12 protein-coding genes are annotated in these 15,285 nt (G+C 66.1%); 6 read left to right on the plus strand and 6 right to left on the minus strand.

Translation table 11 applies throughout. The features are described 5' to 3' along the window. Nucleotides 1-24: 24 nt before the first annotated feature. Both BMY53_RS26110 and BMY53_RS23265 read right to left on the minus strand, forming a co-directional pair. Nucleotides 25-348 (minus strand): hypothetical protein, encoded by a 324-nt coding sequence (locus tag BMY53_RS26110; RefSeq protein ID WP_092949192.1) that lies wholly within the window; start codon nt 346-348, stop codon nt 25-27. A 31-nt stretch (nt 349-379) separates the two neighbouring features. Next, nucleotides 380-886: a hypothetical protein gene (locus BMY53_RS23265; RefSeq protein WP_092949195.1), complete on the minus strand. Its 507-nt coding sequence runs from the start codon at nt 884-886 to the stop codon at nt 380-382. Between the two features lie 211 nt (nt 887-1,097). Here BMY53_RS23265 and BMY53_RS23270 point away from each other — a divergent pair, with 211 nt between their 5' ends. Next, on the plus strand, nt 1,098-1,691 hold the full coding sequence (locus BMY53_RS23270; RefSeq protein ID WP_143074206.1) for a hypothetical protein: 594 nt from the start codon (nt 1,098-1,100) through the stop codon (nt 1,689-1,691). 34 nt (nt 1,692-1,725) lie between these two features. On the opposite strand, the gene BMY53_RS23275 is transcribed toward BMY53_RS23270, so the two are convergent. Further along, the gene (locus BMY53_RS23275) at nt 1,726-3,690 is read right to left on the minus strand and encodes an ATP-binding protein (protein ID WP_092949198.1); all 1,965 of its coding nucleotides are present in this window, start codon (nt 3,688-3,690) and stop codon (nt 1,726-1,728) included. An 11-nt stretch (nt 3,691-3,701) separates the two neighbouring features. Then, nucleotides 3,702-5,621 (minus strand): DUF1631 family protein, encoded by a 1,920-nt coding sequence (locus tag BMY53_RS23280; protein WP_092949200.1) that lies wholly within the window; start codon nt 5,619-5,621, stop codon nt 3,702-3,704. A gap of 623 nt (nt 5,622-6,244) precedes the next feature. Between BMY53_RS23280 and BMY53_RS26760 the strand changes: the two genes are divergently transcribed. The 4 genes from BMY53_RS26760 (at nt 6,245) to BMY53_RS23300 (ending at nt 12,587) form a co-directional block, all read left to right on the plus strand. Continuing rightward, a complete protein-coding gene (locus BMY53_RS26760; protein ID WP_092949202.1) occupies nt 6,245-8,155 on the plus strand; it encodes a methyl-accepting chemotaxis protein in 1,911 nt (636 codons plus the stop codon). A gap of 205 nt (nt 8,156-8,360) precedes the next feature. Beyond that, complete coding sequence (locus tag BMY53_RS23290) at nt 8,361-9,302, plus strand: ABC transporter substrate-binding protein (RefSeq protein ID WP_177201017.1); 942 nt, start codon at nt 8,361-8,363, stop codon at nt 9,300-9,302. Next, nucleotides 9,299-11,650: a PAS domain-containing protein gene (locus BMY53_RS23295; RefSeq protein WP_092949206.1), complete on the plus strand. Its 2,352-nt coding sequence runs from the start codon at nt 9,299-9,301 to the stop codon at nt 11,648-11,650. The genes BMY53_RS23290 and BMY53_RS23295 overlap by 4 nt, the downstream gene beginning before the upstream one ends. Before the next feature lie 181 nt (nt 11,651-11,831). After that, nucleotides 11,832-12,587, plus strand: coding sequence for an oxygen-binding di-iron domain-containing protein (locus BMY53_RS23300; protein ID WP_177201018.1), 756 nt, complete (start codon nt 11,832-11,834; stop codon nt 12,585-12,587). Nucleotides 12,588-12,656: 69 nt separating this feature from the next. Here BMY53_RS23300 and alaC read toward each other — a convergent pair whose 3' ends face one another. After that, entirely contained in the window at nt 12,657-13,874 is a 1,218-nt protein-coding gene (gene alaC, locus BMY53_RS23305) for an alanine transaminase (protein ID WP_092949208.1), read from the minus strand. Between the two features lie 383 nt (nt 13,875-14,257). Between alaC and BMY53_RS23310 the strand changes: the two genes are divergently transcribed. Beyond that, nucleotides 14,258-14,785, plus strand: coding sequence for a hypothetical protein (locus BMY53_RS23310; protein ID WP_218151292.1), 528 nt, complete (start codon nt 14,258-14,260; stop codon nt 14,783-14,785). A gap of 187 nt (nt 14,786-14,972) precedes the next feature. Here BMY53_RS23310 and BMY53_RS23315 read toward each other — a convergent pair. Further along, on the minus strand, nt 14,973-15,285 hold a 313-nt coding region (locus BMY53_RS23315; RefSeq protein ID WP_143074208.1), incomplete at its 5' end, for an integrase core domain-containing protein.

The following is a 15,285-nucleotide window of genomic DNA, read 5'->3' on the forward strand; positions in this document are numbered from 1 at the left end:
CGGGATCGGACGGGCGCAGGCCGTTCACTGGTCCGGGTGCTGCATGAAACGGGCACGCTTGCGCAGACGCAGGTAGCCCCGCTTGCGCAGCTCCCGCACCAGCGGATAACTGCCCAACGCGCCGATTGCGGCCGCGCCGCCCCAAGCCGGCACCGCCATCACAAAGGTGCCGAAGATCTCGGCGCCCTGCCCGCCAAAGGCCTCGGGCCACCAGCACATGGCGCCAAAAGCCGCCACGGCACAGGCCGCCGCAATGTTGATGACGCGCATCGGGTTCATGAAGCCGCCCAGCAAGGCGCCCGCCATGAAACCGCTGAAGATCCAGTGCTGAAGGTGAAACGCTGCCATGGCAATACAAAAATGGTCGGTTGGCGTGTACTTACTTGGCCGAGGCCTGCGTCAAGGCCTTGGCCAGGACTTCTGCGGCAGAAGCTACAACAAAGGCGGCCAGCAGTTCCGGGCTGGACTTGAACGTGTTCAGGTGGTCGTCCTGGCGCAGGTAGTCGATACCGGCCTGGAAGTGGGTGCGCACGCGGCGGTGAGAGCGCGCAATCGCGGTCTGGCCCACATCGATGTCCACGTCCTGCTCCTGCTCCAGGTCGATATCCATGAGGTCGCTGGCCACGGTGTCGGCAAACTCGGGATGCACATCACCCAGGCGGATCTCCTCCTCGCGGGTGGGCAGGCCGGACAGCACGATGGTGTCCACCAGCGCATTCAGGAGGTGCAGGCACTCATCCAGTTGGCCAATCTGCAGGCAGGCCTGTTCCATGGCGGATGCATAGTCGGCGTCACAGGCCAGGCGGACAGGGTCCACCGAGATGGCATGTTCCTTCAGCAGACTCTGGATCTTGACCGCCGTCTCGATGCGCGCCGCGAGTGTCATGGCCCAACCCCCGAATGTTTGAATGCCGTGACTATCTCGCGCAGGCGTTTCACACCCGTTTCCGGGCAGGCGGCCCGCCGTTGCGCGGCTGGCGGGAAGTCACCCCCGCCCGTTCGAACCGCCTCGTTACAGGTCACGAAACGCTGGTGAAACGGCTGTTACCGACACTTACGGCTGCTGCTTTTTTCCTCCCGCTGACGCTTCCTGCCCCATGAAAGACATCCAGACGACGTCCTGGTGCCGCTCCTTCGGCCGTGTGATCGCGCGGTCCATCGGACTCTCGGCCAAACCGTCTGCCGCAGCGCACACGCAGGCGTTTTCCACCACCCGCGCGCCGCTTGAAACGCCCCCTCCGGCGGCTCCAGCGGTTCCGGTGGCTCGGGCAGTGCCCGTGCAGTTGAATGCGTTGCGGGAGGCGCTGGATGCGAAGCCGGCGCTCAGAGCCCGGCATGCCCATCTGGTGTTGTTGGAATTCGCCTGTTCAACGAGCAGCGACGACCCGTTCTCCCGCCTGCCAGCCCGTACGCTGGATGTGGCCATGAGGCAGCTGGAGGTGGCGGCGCGCCATTCGCCCACGCTGGATGTGCTGCGGCTTCAGCTAGACCGGCATCTGCAGCAGCGCCGCTCCCGGGTGGAGGCCGTTCTGGCTGCCGGAGACGCGGCGCTGGACAGCCCCGCCGTGGCACCGCTGGATGCACAGGACCGCGCCGCTGCCATGCCGCCCACCTGGCGCGACACCGTGTTCATGGACACCGTGCCCATGGATCACGAGGCCCAGTGGCTCGCGGAGCCGGCCTCCGCCTGAGCGGAACCGGCCTCCGCCTGAGCGGAACCGGCCTTCAACCCAGCGTTGAACCGTCGCCCGGCCCCGGCGTTTCAGGCACCGAGCCGGGTTGACCGGCCAACTTGCGCTCATAAGCGGCCGCGCGTGTCATGTCGCTGGCCATGCGCCAGTGGTGAGCCAGTTCGCCTGCCGTGGCGCCATGGCGCTCCAGCACGGCGGCCACTTCCCCGTGCATGAACTGGCGCACCGTTTCCGGCACCGATTCATACACCACGGTTTCCAGCAGCGGGACCGCAAAGCCTTTGGCGTCGAACACGCCGGCCAGCAGCAGTTCATTCCATTTCTCGGCCACGCGCCAGGAGGACAGCCCGGTGATGTCCGAGGCCATGCGCACCGAGAAACTGGCACCAGCCACGCTCGCCAGTCGGGCCACGCCTTCGGCGGTGGAGCTGCAGGAGTTCAGCCGCTGCAGCAGCATGGAGCGCATGGCGGGCGTTGGCATGCCGTCCAGGCCGCCGTGGTCGTGGCAGGCCTGCAGCAGGCCCATCAGGATGGCCGGGGTGCCGCCACTGAGACGCACAGCCTCGTCCACCAGCGGAGCGGGGAGCGGCATGCCGTCTTCGGCCAGCATGCGGTGCACCGAAGCGGCGGTCAGCGCCGCTGGCTGCACCAGCTTCAGGCGGCCGGAGGCGGCCAGCTTCTCGCACAGCGCCCGTACCCGGCGGCGGGCCCGCATCGGGCGGTAGGCCAGCACGAAGTCGCACCAGGGCATCAGTTCGCCGCTGTCGGTGATCATGGTCGAGAGCACTTCCAGGCTCTCGTCATCACACAGGTGCAGATCGTCCACCATGATGGCGAAGTTCCGGCCAGGCTTGGTGAGCTGAATGATGTCGATCGCGGATTGCACCAGGGAGCGTGTGCTGCCTGGCGTCAGGTTGTCCCGGCTGTCCCGGCTGTCCCGCGCTGCGGAGGGTCCCAGCCGCTCCAGGAAGCGTTCCGCCACCGCCAGGTCGTCCGGGTTGTGGTCCGGCCGGGCGCGCGCCCGTTCGATCAGGTGGACGGCCGCGCGGTGGAAGGTGGCAAAAGGCCGCGCACTGTCGTGCTCGGTGATGCGCCAGTAGATGTCGCCGCGCTCGTTGGCCACATGCCGCAGCAGGGCCGACTTGCCCATGCCACTGGGGCCCTCGACGATGACAATGCGCCGCCGGCTGATGGCGCTGGTGATCTGCTCGATCTCCGCCTCGCGCTGGACCAGCCGCGCCGCTGCGGCGTCCGTCTGACCTTCGGCCCGGGAGCGCAGGATCTGCCGGTGCAGCTCCACCGTCGTACGGCTGGGGTGGGTGCCGAGCTGCTCGTGCAGTTCCTTGCGGCAGCGTTCGAACACGGCCAGCGCGGCGGAGCGGTCGCCCTTGGCTACCAGCGCCTTCATCAGTTCCTGGTAACCGACCTCGCTCAACGGATTCAGGCCGATGAGCACCTCGGCCAGCGCCATGGCCTGGCTGAGGTCCCCGGCCTCGCCGGCACGTTCGAACCAGGCGATCAGGCTGCGGGTGAGCCGCTGCTCGACCTGGCCCCGCGCGGCGGCCAGCCAGGCGCCAGCCTCGGTCAGGCCTTCCGGCAACTCCAGGCTGGACAGCAACCGCAGGCCCAGCGGCCCGGATTCCAGGCAGCCCTGCACCCATCGGCTGTCCGGCGCATGCAGGTCCACGGTGATGTGGGGCGACAGCTCGATGACGTCCCCGGAGGTGAAGAGCTTCAGGTCAAAGGTCTTCTGGATGCGGTGCAGCAGCACCCGCAGGTTGGTGCGGGCCGTGCTGCCGGATTGCGGCCAGAACAGATCGGCCGCACGGGTGCGCGGAATGCCGCCTTCCAGGGCCACCATGGCCAGCAGCGTCGCCACCCGCGCATCGGTGATGCGTGTGACGGTGCCGTCTTCCGTTCGGCACTCCGCCTCGCCCAGCAAGCGGATGCTGGCGTTGCGTTCGATGACGTCTTCCGACACGGGGTGTTCGCTACGCATGGCTGCCGGCTTCAGATCGGGGTAGCTAGGCCTTCACGGAACAGGCGCAACAGCGCCCGCCGTGTCAGTTGATGGGTGCCGCCGCCGTCGGTCTCGCCCTCGAAGAGGAAGATCTGTCCGTCTTCCGCCAGCTCGATGAGGCGCACCTCCACCCAGGTGCCGGCCAGGAAAAGCTCGATGAGATCGTCTTCCTGCAAGGTGTTCACGCAGTGCTCGGCATCCGAGGTCGGCATCGCGGTGGTGAAGCCGACGGTGGTGGAGACCGTGTTGGACCACTGCGTGCCGGCTGCCTGGCCGCCCCAGAAGTCCTTGCGGTGCCGGGCGGGTGCGGGCGGTGGCGGGGGCAGGGCACTGTCCAGGCCGCCCACGTCGCTGTCCGACCACTCCTCGCCCTCGCGCGAGATCATGCCGGTGCGGTCCAGAATCTCGGTGAGTTCGTATTTCTCGACGCTGGGCACGGCCACGCAGCCGATGCCCCGCTCCAGGATCTTGAGCAACTCCACCTTCTCCTGAAGGCTGGCCGGATCGGCGGTGAGGGTGTCCTTCTGGACGGCCTTCACCATGCGGTCCACTGCGCCCCAGAGTTCCGCGTACGCGGGCGACTTCGCACCTTCGGCGGCTTCGGTATGGGTGAGGGCTTCCGACCAGTCCACCAGCAGGAACTGACGCAGGCGGAACGGGATCTCCATCGGCGCAATGGCGGCATTGATGCGCTCGCGGTGCCGGTTGATGGAGACGCTGCGGATCTTGTGGCGGCGCTCTTCCAGCCGTGCGAACTGCAGCGAGGCATGGCGGCGGCTTTCCACCAGCTCGGCCGGCCGTTCCTTCAGGTAGCGCTGGATACGGGTGAGCTTCTTCTCCAACTCATGCAGCCGGCCCACCTCCATCTGGAGCAGGCCCTGGATGGTGTGATCGGCGAACAGCACGAAGTCGTCATGCGCCACACGATCCTTGATGCAGTGGTTGAGGGCATATTGCACCAGCGCGCCGCTGATGTCCCACATGCCGTGCTGCGCCGAATACAGCGCCGACGGTGTGCCAAAGGCAAATCGCAGCACCCCCATGTGCAGGCCGCTCAGGACGCGCCGCAGCTCATGGGTCAACCGCACATCCGCCAGGATGTCCTCGATGCTGCGGATCAGGCGGGAGAACACCACCTCCCCGTCGGCCTTGGGCGAGCCAGCGCGTGGGGCACCGCCGGCCTCGAACGGGCGGCCGTGCATGGGTTCGAGCTCCAGCGCGAGCGGCTCGTCCCCTTGCCCGGCCAGCACGTCCACCGGAATGGCGTTGTAGACGGCCGAGGCCTGGCGCTTGATGGACAGCGGCTCCGCCGCCGTCTGGGTATGCAGCCAGGCGGAGAGATTGGCGTAGGCCGTCTTGGCAAAGGCGGTGGTGGCCTCCAGCGAGACGCGCAGGCAGGCGGCGCGCTCTTCACGCTGCAGGCCCAGGTCCTCGGCCAGCTTCCACACCGTCCGGGCAATCGCTTCGGGGTGGAACGGGTTGGAGCGCACGGAAAAGTCGCCCGCGCTGCCGGAGAGCGCACGCTCCACCGTGCGGATCTCCCATTCGGCCTCGGCAAAGATGCCGGTCACCAGGCGGGAGATGCCGATGCTCTCGCTCACCACGTCGTCATCCACGAGTTCCATCTCGCTGGGCAGCAGGGGCGGCTGGCTGGCGGCGTAGCGCGGTTCGGTACAGCGTTCGTCCATGCTGGACAGCAGCAGACCGACGATGCGGTCGGGTGCACTGTGCTGCCAGCGGTCCAGGGCGCGCTGCACATGAAAGAGGCGGTTGGCTTCGCCGACGCTGTCGGCGCGGTTCTGCGCGCGGTCCAGTGCGGCACCGGTCGCGCTCACCCATTCAGCAGCCGCCACCACGAGATCGGGGCGGCAGGCTTCAATCCAGTCGCTGGGAAGGGGGACGGCATCCATCTTTGCGGTCAGGCTCACAGGGGCGCTATCGAAAACCCCGAAGCTTGGTCACTCGGACAACACGCAGCGCGGATCGGAGGCGGGGAGGCTTGAAAAGGGCGGAGTATCAAGTCGCGCGGTCGCGAATTGTCTGTATCCGCTTGCCCGCGCTTGTTTCGGAGCGGACCATTTTTGAAACAAGCTGTTTGGCCCATCCGACAACTTCCTTCAGGTTCAGCCCGCCATTGTCGACCACTCAAACGAGGGGGGAGCAAGTCGGTCGGACGGGGGCGAGAACGACGGCACGCTTCAACTCATTTTCTTGACCGAACCCTCCTGAAACTGAGCGGTGCTCGCCCCGCAGCGGCCTGCCGCTGGTTCGGCGCCTCGATCGCCCGGGCTTACACCCCGTTACCCCCTCAGTCGGGGGGGCAGCGAGGGGCGAGCCACGACTCCATCACGGACCACGAGCGCCGGGCGGTTGGTAATTTTTTCAATCAAAACTAGCATCTCTATCAGATTGCAACTGCTTTTCCCCCGATCACTTCCTACCCGGATGTGCTTCGGTGAGACCCCTGGCAGGCATTCCGCCCCGCGCTCGCGCCGGGCTTCCTCCCTTCTCCTTCGTCTTACCGAGTACGACCATGAATGGACTGTCTGTCAGGCAGCAGCTTGCTTTTGCCTTCTCCGCGCTTGTCGCCACCGTCCTGCTGATCAGCGCCTGGGGCCTCTACGGCATGGGGGCGGTCAACAAGCGTTTCACCGACTACCTCAATGGCGCCTCTGCCCGTCGCGAGCTGGTGCTGGAAGCCCGCGTGATGACCAACCGCCGCGCCATCGGGGTGCGGGACATGGTGATCGTCAAGACCGATGCCGATATCGCGGCCTCCAAAAACATGGCGCTGGACGCGCACCGCTCGCTGGGTGAGTTGTTGGCCCAGCTCAAACGCGAGGTCGAGCCCGCGAACGTGTCGGACAAGGAACGCGAACAAGTGGCGCGCATCCTGGAAGTGGAAGCCAAGTACAGCCCGGTGGCCGCCCGTATCGTGGACCTGGCGTCCATCGGCCATCGCGACGAAGCGATGGATCTGATGACGCGCGAGTGCCGGCCCCTGCTGGCCTCGCTGCTGAATGTGCTGCAGGACTATTCCAGGAACGTCACCGCCGAGGGCGAGGCCATCGAAGCCGACTCGGCCGAAGCCTATGTGACGCAGCGCCGCTGGATGCTGCTGTTCTGCGGCCTGGCCGTGGTGGGCGCTTCCGTGCTGGGCTGGGTGATCACCCGCCGGCTGGTGGCGTCGCTGGGGACCGAGCCTGCCGTGCTGGGCGAGGTGGCCGGCCGTGTGGCCGGTGGCGACCTGCGTCCGGTGGAAGGTGCCGCTCAGGCCCCGGCCGGCAGCGTTCTGGCCTCCATGGGCCGCATGCAGCAGCAACTGCTGGATCTGATCCTGCAGGTGCGCAGTTCCGCCGCGAACATCGCCTCGGCCAGTGCCGAGATCGCCCAGGGCAACAACGATCTCTCCAACCGCACCGAGGAACAGGCCTCGACGCTGGAAGAAACCGCAGCGTCGATGGAGCAGCTCAGCGCCACCGTGCGGCAGAACGCCGACAACGCGCGCCAGGCCAATCAACTGGCCCAGGGCGCCAGCGAGGTGGCCACCAAGGGCGGCGATGTGGTGGCCCGCGTGGTCGAGACCATGAAGGGCATTAACGACAGCAGCCGCCGCATCGCCGACATCATCGGCGTGATCGACAGCATCGCCTTCCAGACCAACATCCTCGCGCTGAACGCCGCTGTGGAGGCCGCACGGGCCGGTGAGCAGGGCCGAGGCTTTGCCGTGGTGGCCGCCGAGGTGCGCAATCTCGCCGGGCGCTCGGCCCAGGCGGCCAAGGAGATCAAGACCCTGATCGGCACGAGCGTGGACCGCGTGGCGGAAGGCTCGTCGCTGGTGGACCATGCCGGCAGCACCATGCAGGACGTGGTGGCCGCCATCCATCGGGTGACCGACATCATGGGCGAGATCACCGCCGCCAGCGTGGAGCAGAGCACCGGCGTGACGCAGGTGGGTTCTGCCGTGACCAAGATGGACCGTGCCACGCAGCAAAACGCCGCGCTGGTGGAAGAAAGCGCCGCCGCTGCCTCCAGCATGCAGCGCCAGGCTGAACAGATGGTCGCGGCGATTGCGGTGTTCCGTACCGGCAATGAGTCGGTGACGTCACTGCCTGGCCACACACCTGTGGTGGCCCCGGCCGGTCTGGCGGCCACCCCGGCGGCCAAGGCGGTGACGGCGGCTGCTGTCTCTTCCGCTTCCGCCGTCTCCTCGATCTCGCCAGTGTCCTCCACATTCACAGCCGGTCGCGGCAACGCGCCGAAGCCGGTCACACCGAAATCGGTCACGCCAGCACCGGCCGCAGCGCCCACCGCAGTGCGCTCAGCCAAGCCTCCCAAGCCCAAGGCGGCTTCGCCTGCAGCTGCTCGCGCACCGGCCCCTGCGCGTGCACCCGCCCCGGTTGCCATGGCTGACATCAACGACGAGGAATGGGCCACGTTCTGATTCATCACCACGTTGTGGCATCTGTCACACCTCCTCAACCTGTAGGCAAGGGCCTGACAGCGTTTGACGATCTTCGCGACTAGGGTGGGGGAAGTCGCCCACCTGGCATGACCTTTCAACCTGTGCTCCAGGCTCCTGTTCCATGCGTCACTTACCGTTACGTCGTCTCCAGGCTCTTCTGCTCGGTGTCCTCCTGGGCGCCGGCTTGTGCTCGCCGACCGTCGGCGCGGCGGAGGCGGCCAGCCGCACCATCGCCGTGTCCCGCACGCCGATGGCCTTGCCGTTCTATGTCGCCTTGCAGCAGGGCTTCTTCCGTGACGAGGGCCTGGACCTGATCGTGGCCGACTGCCTGGGTGGGCAACGTTGCATGCGTCAGGTGCAGGAGGGCCGCGCGGACTTTGCCACCGCCTCCGACATTCTTGTCTCGCTGGCAGCCTTCCGTGACCGCAACTGGCGTGTGTTGGCGGCCTTTGCCAGCTCGCAGGACGAGTTGCGGCTGATCTTGCGCCGGAGCAGCGAGGTCAACGCACCCAAGCAACTGGTGGGCCTGCGGGTGGGTGTCGTGCCCGCCACCGGCAGCCAGTATTTCTTTGACGCGCTGTTGCTGACCCACGATGTGGACCCGCGTGCCGTGCGCCAGATCCAGATTCAGCCGGAGGACGCCGCGCGCATGCTGGCCGCTGGCCAACTGGACGCCGCAGCCGTGTGGGAGCCCTATGCCAGCCAGGCCCTGGCGGCCGCGGGCCCCGGTGCCGGGGTGGTCCCCAACCAGTCCGGCTACAGGGCGACGTTCACCATCGTCGCCACGCGCGGCCAAGGGAAGGGCGCAGCAGATGATGACGTGCGGCTTTTGCGCGGGCTGGACCGGGCCATCGCCTTTATCCAGCGCGAACCCGCCAAGGCCAGGGAGGTGCTGCAGCAGCGCCTGCAACTGGACGCCGCTGCGGCAAGCCGCATCTTTGCCGGGCTGCAGTTCCGTCTCAACCTGGACGCCAGTCTCATCAAGTCGCTGGAGAGTGCGGGCCGTTGGGCTGTTCGCGAAGGGCATGTGATCTCTGCCAACCAGCCGGACTACCCCTCGCTGGTAGACAGCGAACCGTTGCGCAAGGCCAAGGCGCAGGCCGTGGCGATCGGGTTGAAGCCATGAAGATCCGTCACCTGCTAAGAATCACCGCCGTGCTGGTCGTGGTGCTGACGGCGGGCGTGGGCCAGGGGGTGTGGACGGCGGCTCACGGCCGAGAGATCGCGGCGCGTGAACAGGAACGGGCGCGTACCGCGGCGCGCGAGGTGGGCGCGCTGCTGCCGCTCACGCAGGAATACGCGCGCACCTGGAGCAGCAGCACGGCGCTGCAGTGGGAACTCAAGCGCCAGACGCTGGAGGCGGTGGTGGCCGAGGACAGCTCGCTCATGCCCAGTTCCGAGATCCAGCTGGTGCGCCAAGCCATCCAGGAGTTGGGGCAGCGCTTTGAGCGCTTCGTGGCCACGCAGGCCTTGCCGGAGTCCGACCTGACGGAGCGCAAGCAGGCGCTCATGGTCGATCAATTGCTGATCAGCGCCCAGACCCTTTCCGACGACATCTTCCGCTGGTCGGTGCAGGCGTCGGAGGCCCAGAACCGGAGCGAGCGCCTGTTCATGCGGGCGGCGCTGTTCGGGCTGGCGGCCCTGGCGCTGCTGGCCCAATTGCTGGGCGTCCTGGTGGCTGCCAAGGTGCTGCGACCGCTGGCGCGCTTGGAGGCACTGACCGAGGCGCTGGCCGCGGGCGACTTGACGGCCCGCACCACGCTCTCCGACAACAACGAGCTGGGCGCCCTGGCGCACCGCTTCAACACCATGGCCGAGGCCCTGGCACTGCGCGAGCAGGAGTTGCAGGAGCAGGTGGCGCTGCGTCAGGAATCCGAGCACCGCATTGCCAGCAGTGAACAGTTCATCCGCAGCATCACCGACCATCTGCCGGTGCGGATCGCCTACTTCGACCGGGAGGGGCGCTACCGCTTCGCCAATCGTGGGGCGTGTGAGCGGCTGGGGCTCCCCAGGGAGCGCATCATCGGCCGGCGCCGCACCGAACTGCTCGACGAAGCCACCCTGGTGGTGACCGCCGCGCCGCTGGCTGCGGCACTGTTGGGCCATGAGCAGCGCTTTGAGCATGCCGAGACCTATGACGGCCAGACCCGGGTCACCGACTGCCAGCTGATGCCCGACCTCAATAAGCAGGGGTTGGTGGTGGGCGTGTTCAAGGTCTCCATCGACATTACCGAACGCAAGGCCTCCGAGGATGCGTTGCGGGTGCTGACCGAAATCTTCGAGACCACGCCGGACTATGTGGTCCAGGCGGACCGCCAGGGCCGGATCACCTACATGAACCCGGCCGTGCGCCGAGCCGTGGGGGTGGGGATGGATGAGGACGTCTCCCGCCGCACCTTCCTGGAGTTCAACACGCCGGAGACGGTGGCGCGTTACCAGCAGGAGATCGTGCCGCAGGTCGCGGCAGGCAAGGCCTGGTTGGGCGAGAGCACGGTGGTGGTGGCCTCGGGCGTCACGCCGGTCAGCCACATGGTGCTGGCGCACCGGGATACCCAGGGCCGGATTGCGCGTTATTCATCGTTGATGCGGGACATCTCCAGCGAAGTCGCCGCGCGGGTGGAACTGCACCGCCAGCAGCAGACGCTGAGTTCGGTGGCAGAGGCGCTGCCGGACTTCATCGCCGTGATCGATGCCCAAGGGCGCCACCGATTTGTGAACACCGCGTTTGAGCGCTGGATTGGCCGCCCGCGGGAGGCCTTGCTCGGGCAGCGCCTGGAAGACCAGTTGCCGCCGCAGGAGCAGGAGACCGCACGGCCGTGGATGGAAAAAGCCATGGCGGGCGAGGCGGTCAGCTACGAAGCCGAATCCAGCCTGAACGATGTACTGCGACACGTCCAGGTCAACTTCATTCCGTTGCGTGAAGCCGGTGGGGCGCAGGACGGCCTGGTCACCGTGGTCCGCGACATCAGCGTGCACAAGCAGCGCGAGAGCAACCTGATTCGTATCAGCGAGCGCGATGCGCTGACCGGCCTCGCCAACCGTCAGGGTTTTGAGTCTTTCGTGGCGAAGCAGGAAGTCAACGACACCGACGGCGTGGCGCTGCTCTACATCGACCTGGATCGGTTCAAGCCGGTCAATGACACCTATGGTCATCCGGTGGGCGACGCGCTGCTCAAGGCGTTTGCCGAACGGATTCGCAGCCAGGTGCGCCCCTCTGATCTGGTGGCCCGCATCGGTGGCGACGAGTTTGTCATCGTGCTGACAGGGGTTCGTTCCCGCGAAAGCGCTGATCTGGTGGCCGACAAGGTCCTGGCGGCGGCGCACCAACCGTTTGAGGTGGGGTCGCACCGGCTCGCCGTCGGTGCCAGTGTGGGTATCGCCCTGGGGGCCCGGGACGGATGGGCGGGCCTCATCCACCGTGCGGACGCGGCGGTCTATGCCGCCAAAGCGGCCGGACGAGGCCGGCGCGCTTAGGGAACCTCTGCATCACTCCTCGCGGCCGAGGTGACCCCGCGCCCTCGGCCAGCGTGCGCTTGCATCTGGTTCGCAAACAGATGCAATTTGATTTGGCATTAATCAAATTCCGCGCATCTCGCCCGCTGCGATCAGTTGTCACGCGATCTAAGGTGTCGAGACTGAATCCTGCGGAGCCCCCTTGGCCATTGAACTCTTCAACAACGGTCATCACCGTTGCCTCATGTTTTCTGACTTCGGTCATGACGACGGCGTACAAGCCAACCAATTCCTGATCGTCGATCACGAGACCGGCGCCCTCATTGATCCGGGCGGCAATCTCGCCTACAGCGAGCTGTATCTGGGCGTCACCGCCTGTTTTCCCCCGCACAAGCTGTCCGCCATCCTGGCTTCGCATGCAGACCCTGACATCATTGCGTCGCTGGACCGGTGGATGACGGCCACCACAGCGCCGGTCTACATCTCGCGCATCTGGGAGCGCTTCATTCCCCACTTCTGCAAGCCAGGCAAGACCACCGGGCGCGTCATCGGAGTGCCAGACCGCGGCATGCGCATCAAGGTGGGCCAGTGCGAGCTGGTGGCCCTGCCGGCGCACTTCATGCATTCAGAGGGCAATTTCCAGTTCTGGGACCCCACCAGCCGCATCCTGTTCTCCGGCGACCTGGGGGTCTCCATCGGTGTGGACCCGGGGACCACGATCACCGATCTGGCGCCGCACATTCCCTCGATGCAGGCCTTCCACAAGCGCTACATGGTGAGCGCGAAGGTGCTACGGCTGTGGGCGGAAATGGTCCGTACGCTGCCGATCAGGATGATCGTCCCGCAGCACGGCGCGCCGATGCAGGGGCCGGCCGTGCAGCAGTTCATCGACTGGGTCCAGACGCTGGCCTGCGGCATCGACCTGGTGACGCAGAACGATTACACGGTGCCGGCGTGAGCACTGCGTGGCAGTACCACGTGCCGGTACCGCCGCTGCAAACGGTCAGGCGATCAGGCGGTCAGACCGTCATGGGGTCACGCCATCCGCCTTGAACATTGCCTTGATGCCGCGCACGGCCTGGCGGATGCGTGATTCGTTTTCGATCAGCGCAAAGCGAACATGGCCGTCGCCCTGGTCGCCGAAGCCGATGCCGGGGGAGACGCACACCTTGGCCTTTTCCAGCAGCAGGCGAGCGAACTCGAGTGAGCCCAGGGCCCGGTAGTGTTCCGGGATGGGCGCCCAGATGTACATGCTGGCCTTGGGTTTTTCCACCGGCCAGCCGGCTTCGATGAGGCCTTTGTGAAGGACGTCCCGACGGCGCTGGTAGCTCGCGGCGATGTCCTTCACGCATTGCTGGTCGCCTTCCAGTGCGGCGATGGCGGCCACCTGCAGCGGGGTGAAGGTGCCGTAGTCGTGATAGCTCTTGATGCGGGCCAGCGCTGCCACCAGGTCCGCATTGCCCACCATGAAGCCCATGCGCCAGCCGGCCATGTTGTAGCTCTTGCTGAGGGTGAAGAACTCCACTGCCACGTCCTTGGCGCCGGGCACCTGCATGATGGAGGGGGCCACGTAGCCGTCGTAGACGATGTCGGCATAGGCCAGGTCGTGCACCACCAGGATGTCGTGCTTGCGGGCCAGGGCCACCACGCGTTCAAAGAAGCCCAGATCCACGCACTGCGCGGTGGGGTTGGACGGAAAGCCGAACACCATCATCTTGGGCTTGGGATAGCTGCCGCGGATGGTCTTCTCCAGCTCAGCGAAGAAGTCGACCTCGCTGGAGACGGGAATGGCCCGGATATCGGCGCCGGCGATGACGGCGCCGTAGATGTGGATGGGGTAGCTGGGGTCCGGCACCAGGACGGTGTCGCCACGGTCGAGCGTGGCGAGCATCAGGTGCGAGAGACCCTCCTTGGAGCCGATGGTGACGATGGCCTCGGTGTCCGGGTTGATGTCCACGCCATAACGCTTGCCGTACCAGTGGGCAATGGCGCGGCGCAGGCGGGGGATGCCCTTGGAGGCCGAGTAGCCGTGGGTGTCGGGGCGCTGGGACACCTCATTGAGCTTGGCGACGATGTGCGGTGGCGTGGGGCCATCCGGGTTGCCCATGCTCATGTCGATGATGTCTTCCCCACGCCGGCGGGCGGCGAGCTTGAGCTCGGCCGTGATGTTGAAGACGTAGGGAGGAAGGCGATCGATGCGCGCGAAGCGCCGCTTGCTGCCGGTGGCAGAAGAGGATGTGGTCATTTGGCAGATATCACGTCAGCGCCCGGAACCGTCCGAGCGACGTGGCCTGGCGGTGGTGCCGGGCCGGGAGTGACTCTAACCGAAAGCGATGAGGACCCGCCAGGGGGTGATTGATTTGGCTGCGATGACGGTGCCGCTGCCGCTTCAGGGTCAGGAGCGGTCGATCGAGGCAACGCCTGAAAGCCGACGTGACGCGGCCCAAGTCCAAGCGAGCGTCGGGCTGCAGCGCAAACGTCAGACAAGGCTACTTTGCTGGCGCTCGACTCGCTCCGCCGAAAGTCAGTTGCGTGTCGCCCCAGAGGCGCTTCGGGTCATCAGAGTTGGGGATGCGATCTCGCACTCTCCGAGAAGATGATTCACTGACCGTGTCTTGGGAGACTCGAATGAGGGCCCCATTCCTGGCTGCGTGTGCCGCAGCGACGTTGAACGTTGGTTGTGCCTCTCAGTTGGGGGCGTTCTTCAACCGCCCCGTCGTTGAGGACAGCATCAGGGAGACTATGTCAACAGTCTCGTTGTCTGCCGACCGACGCACGATCGTCGTTGCCACGTCCAGCGACAGGCACCCGATGTTTTGTGCAGAACCACCGCCCGACACTGCCACAGGCCTCAAGGCTGACTGGGAGGGAACTCTGAAGGTCAAGGGTGATGAGGTAAGCCTGAAGGACAAGCTGGAGACGTCGGTCACCGTTCTCTCGGCCCGCAATGCGCCGCTTGACGCCTTCAGGACAGGACTGTTCACCCTATGCCAGTTCTACATGAACGGAGCTCTGAGCCAGTCCGAGGTGAGACCGCTGTTTGAGAAACTGATCGAGACCTACAAGCTGACTCAACCAGTTGGCACGGCCCAAGCGGCGGCAGTTGAGGCTGCATCCAAGGCGGCCTCTGCGCCGGCGGGTGTTAGCGCGAAGTAGCGGCGTCCTTTGGCGGAGCACCCCGGAGCGGTGGGCATCGCGAGAGTGCCTACGATTCGAGCTCGCATCCCCTCAGGCGTCATCGCCTTGACCTTGTCAAGACCGAGGACCATGGTTGCCGAGGTATGAAGGACTAAATCTGCGTTCATGAACCGCCCCGGCAATCGCGGAGGCCTGTTGGTTTAAGTCAGACGGTCGCGGCCTGACCAGCGCGTTGTCGATGGTAGTTGGCCTCGAACTCGGCCGGCGGGATGTAGCCCAGCGGCTCCATCAATCGGTGGTGGTTGAACCAAGCTACCCATTCCAGCGTTGCCAGTTCCACCGCCTGCTTGGTCTTCCACGGTCCGCGCCGGTGGATCACCTCAGCTTTGTAGAGCCCGTTGATGGTCTCGGCCAGGGCGTTGTCGTAGCTGTCGCCCTTGGAGCCCACTGATGGCTCAATGCCGGCTTCGGCCAAGCGCTCGCTGTATCGAATGGACAGGTATTGCGAACCCCTGTCG

It is taken from the genome of Roseateles sp. YR242, assembly GCF_900109745.1.
Classification (GTDB): domain Bacteria; phylum Pseudomonadota; class Gammaproteobacteria; order Burkholderiales; family Burkholderiaceae_C; genus Roseateles.

Coding starts and splice junctions, on each gene's coding strand:
- BMY53_RS23265 (WP_092949195.1), bottom strand. CDS start 886: ATGACACTCGCGGCGCGCATCGAGACGGCGGTCAAGATCCAGAGTCTG.
- BMY53_RS23310 (WP_218151292.1), top strand. CDS start 14,258: ATGAGGGCCCCATTCCTGGCTGCGTGTGCCGCAGCGACGTTGAACGTT.
- BMY53_RS23280 (WP_092949200.1), bottom strand. CDS start 5,621: ATGGATGCCGTCCCCCTTCCCAGCGACTGGATTGAAGCCTGCCGCCCC.
- BMY53_RS23270 (WP_143074206.1), top strand. CDS start 1,098: ATGAAAGACATCCAGACGACGTCCTGGTGCCGCTCCTTCGGCCGTGTG.
- BMY53_RS26760 (WP_092949202.1), top strand. CDS start 6,245: ATGAATGGACTGTCTGTCAGGCAGCAGCTTGCTTTTGCCTTCTCCGCG.
- BMY53_RS26110 (WP_092949192.1), bottom strand. CDS start 348: ATGGCAGCGTTTCACCTTCAGCACTGGATCTTCAGCGGTTTCATGGCG.
- alaC (WP_092949208.1), bottom strand. CDS start 13,874: ATGACCACATCCTCTTCTGCCACCGGCAGCAAGCGGCGCTTCGCGCGC.
- BMY53_RS23275 (WP_092949198.1), bottom strand. CDS start 3,690: ATGCGTAGCGAACACCCCGTGTCGGAAGACGTCATCGAACGCAACGCC.
- BMY53_RS23295 (WP_092949206.1), top strand. CDS start 9,299: ATGAAGATCCGTCACCTGCTAAGAATCACCGCCGTGCTGGTCGTGGTG.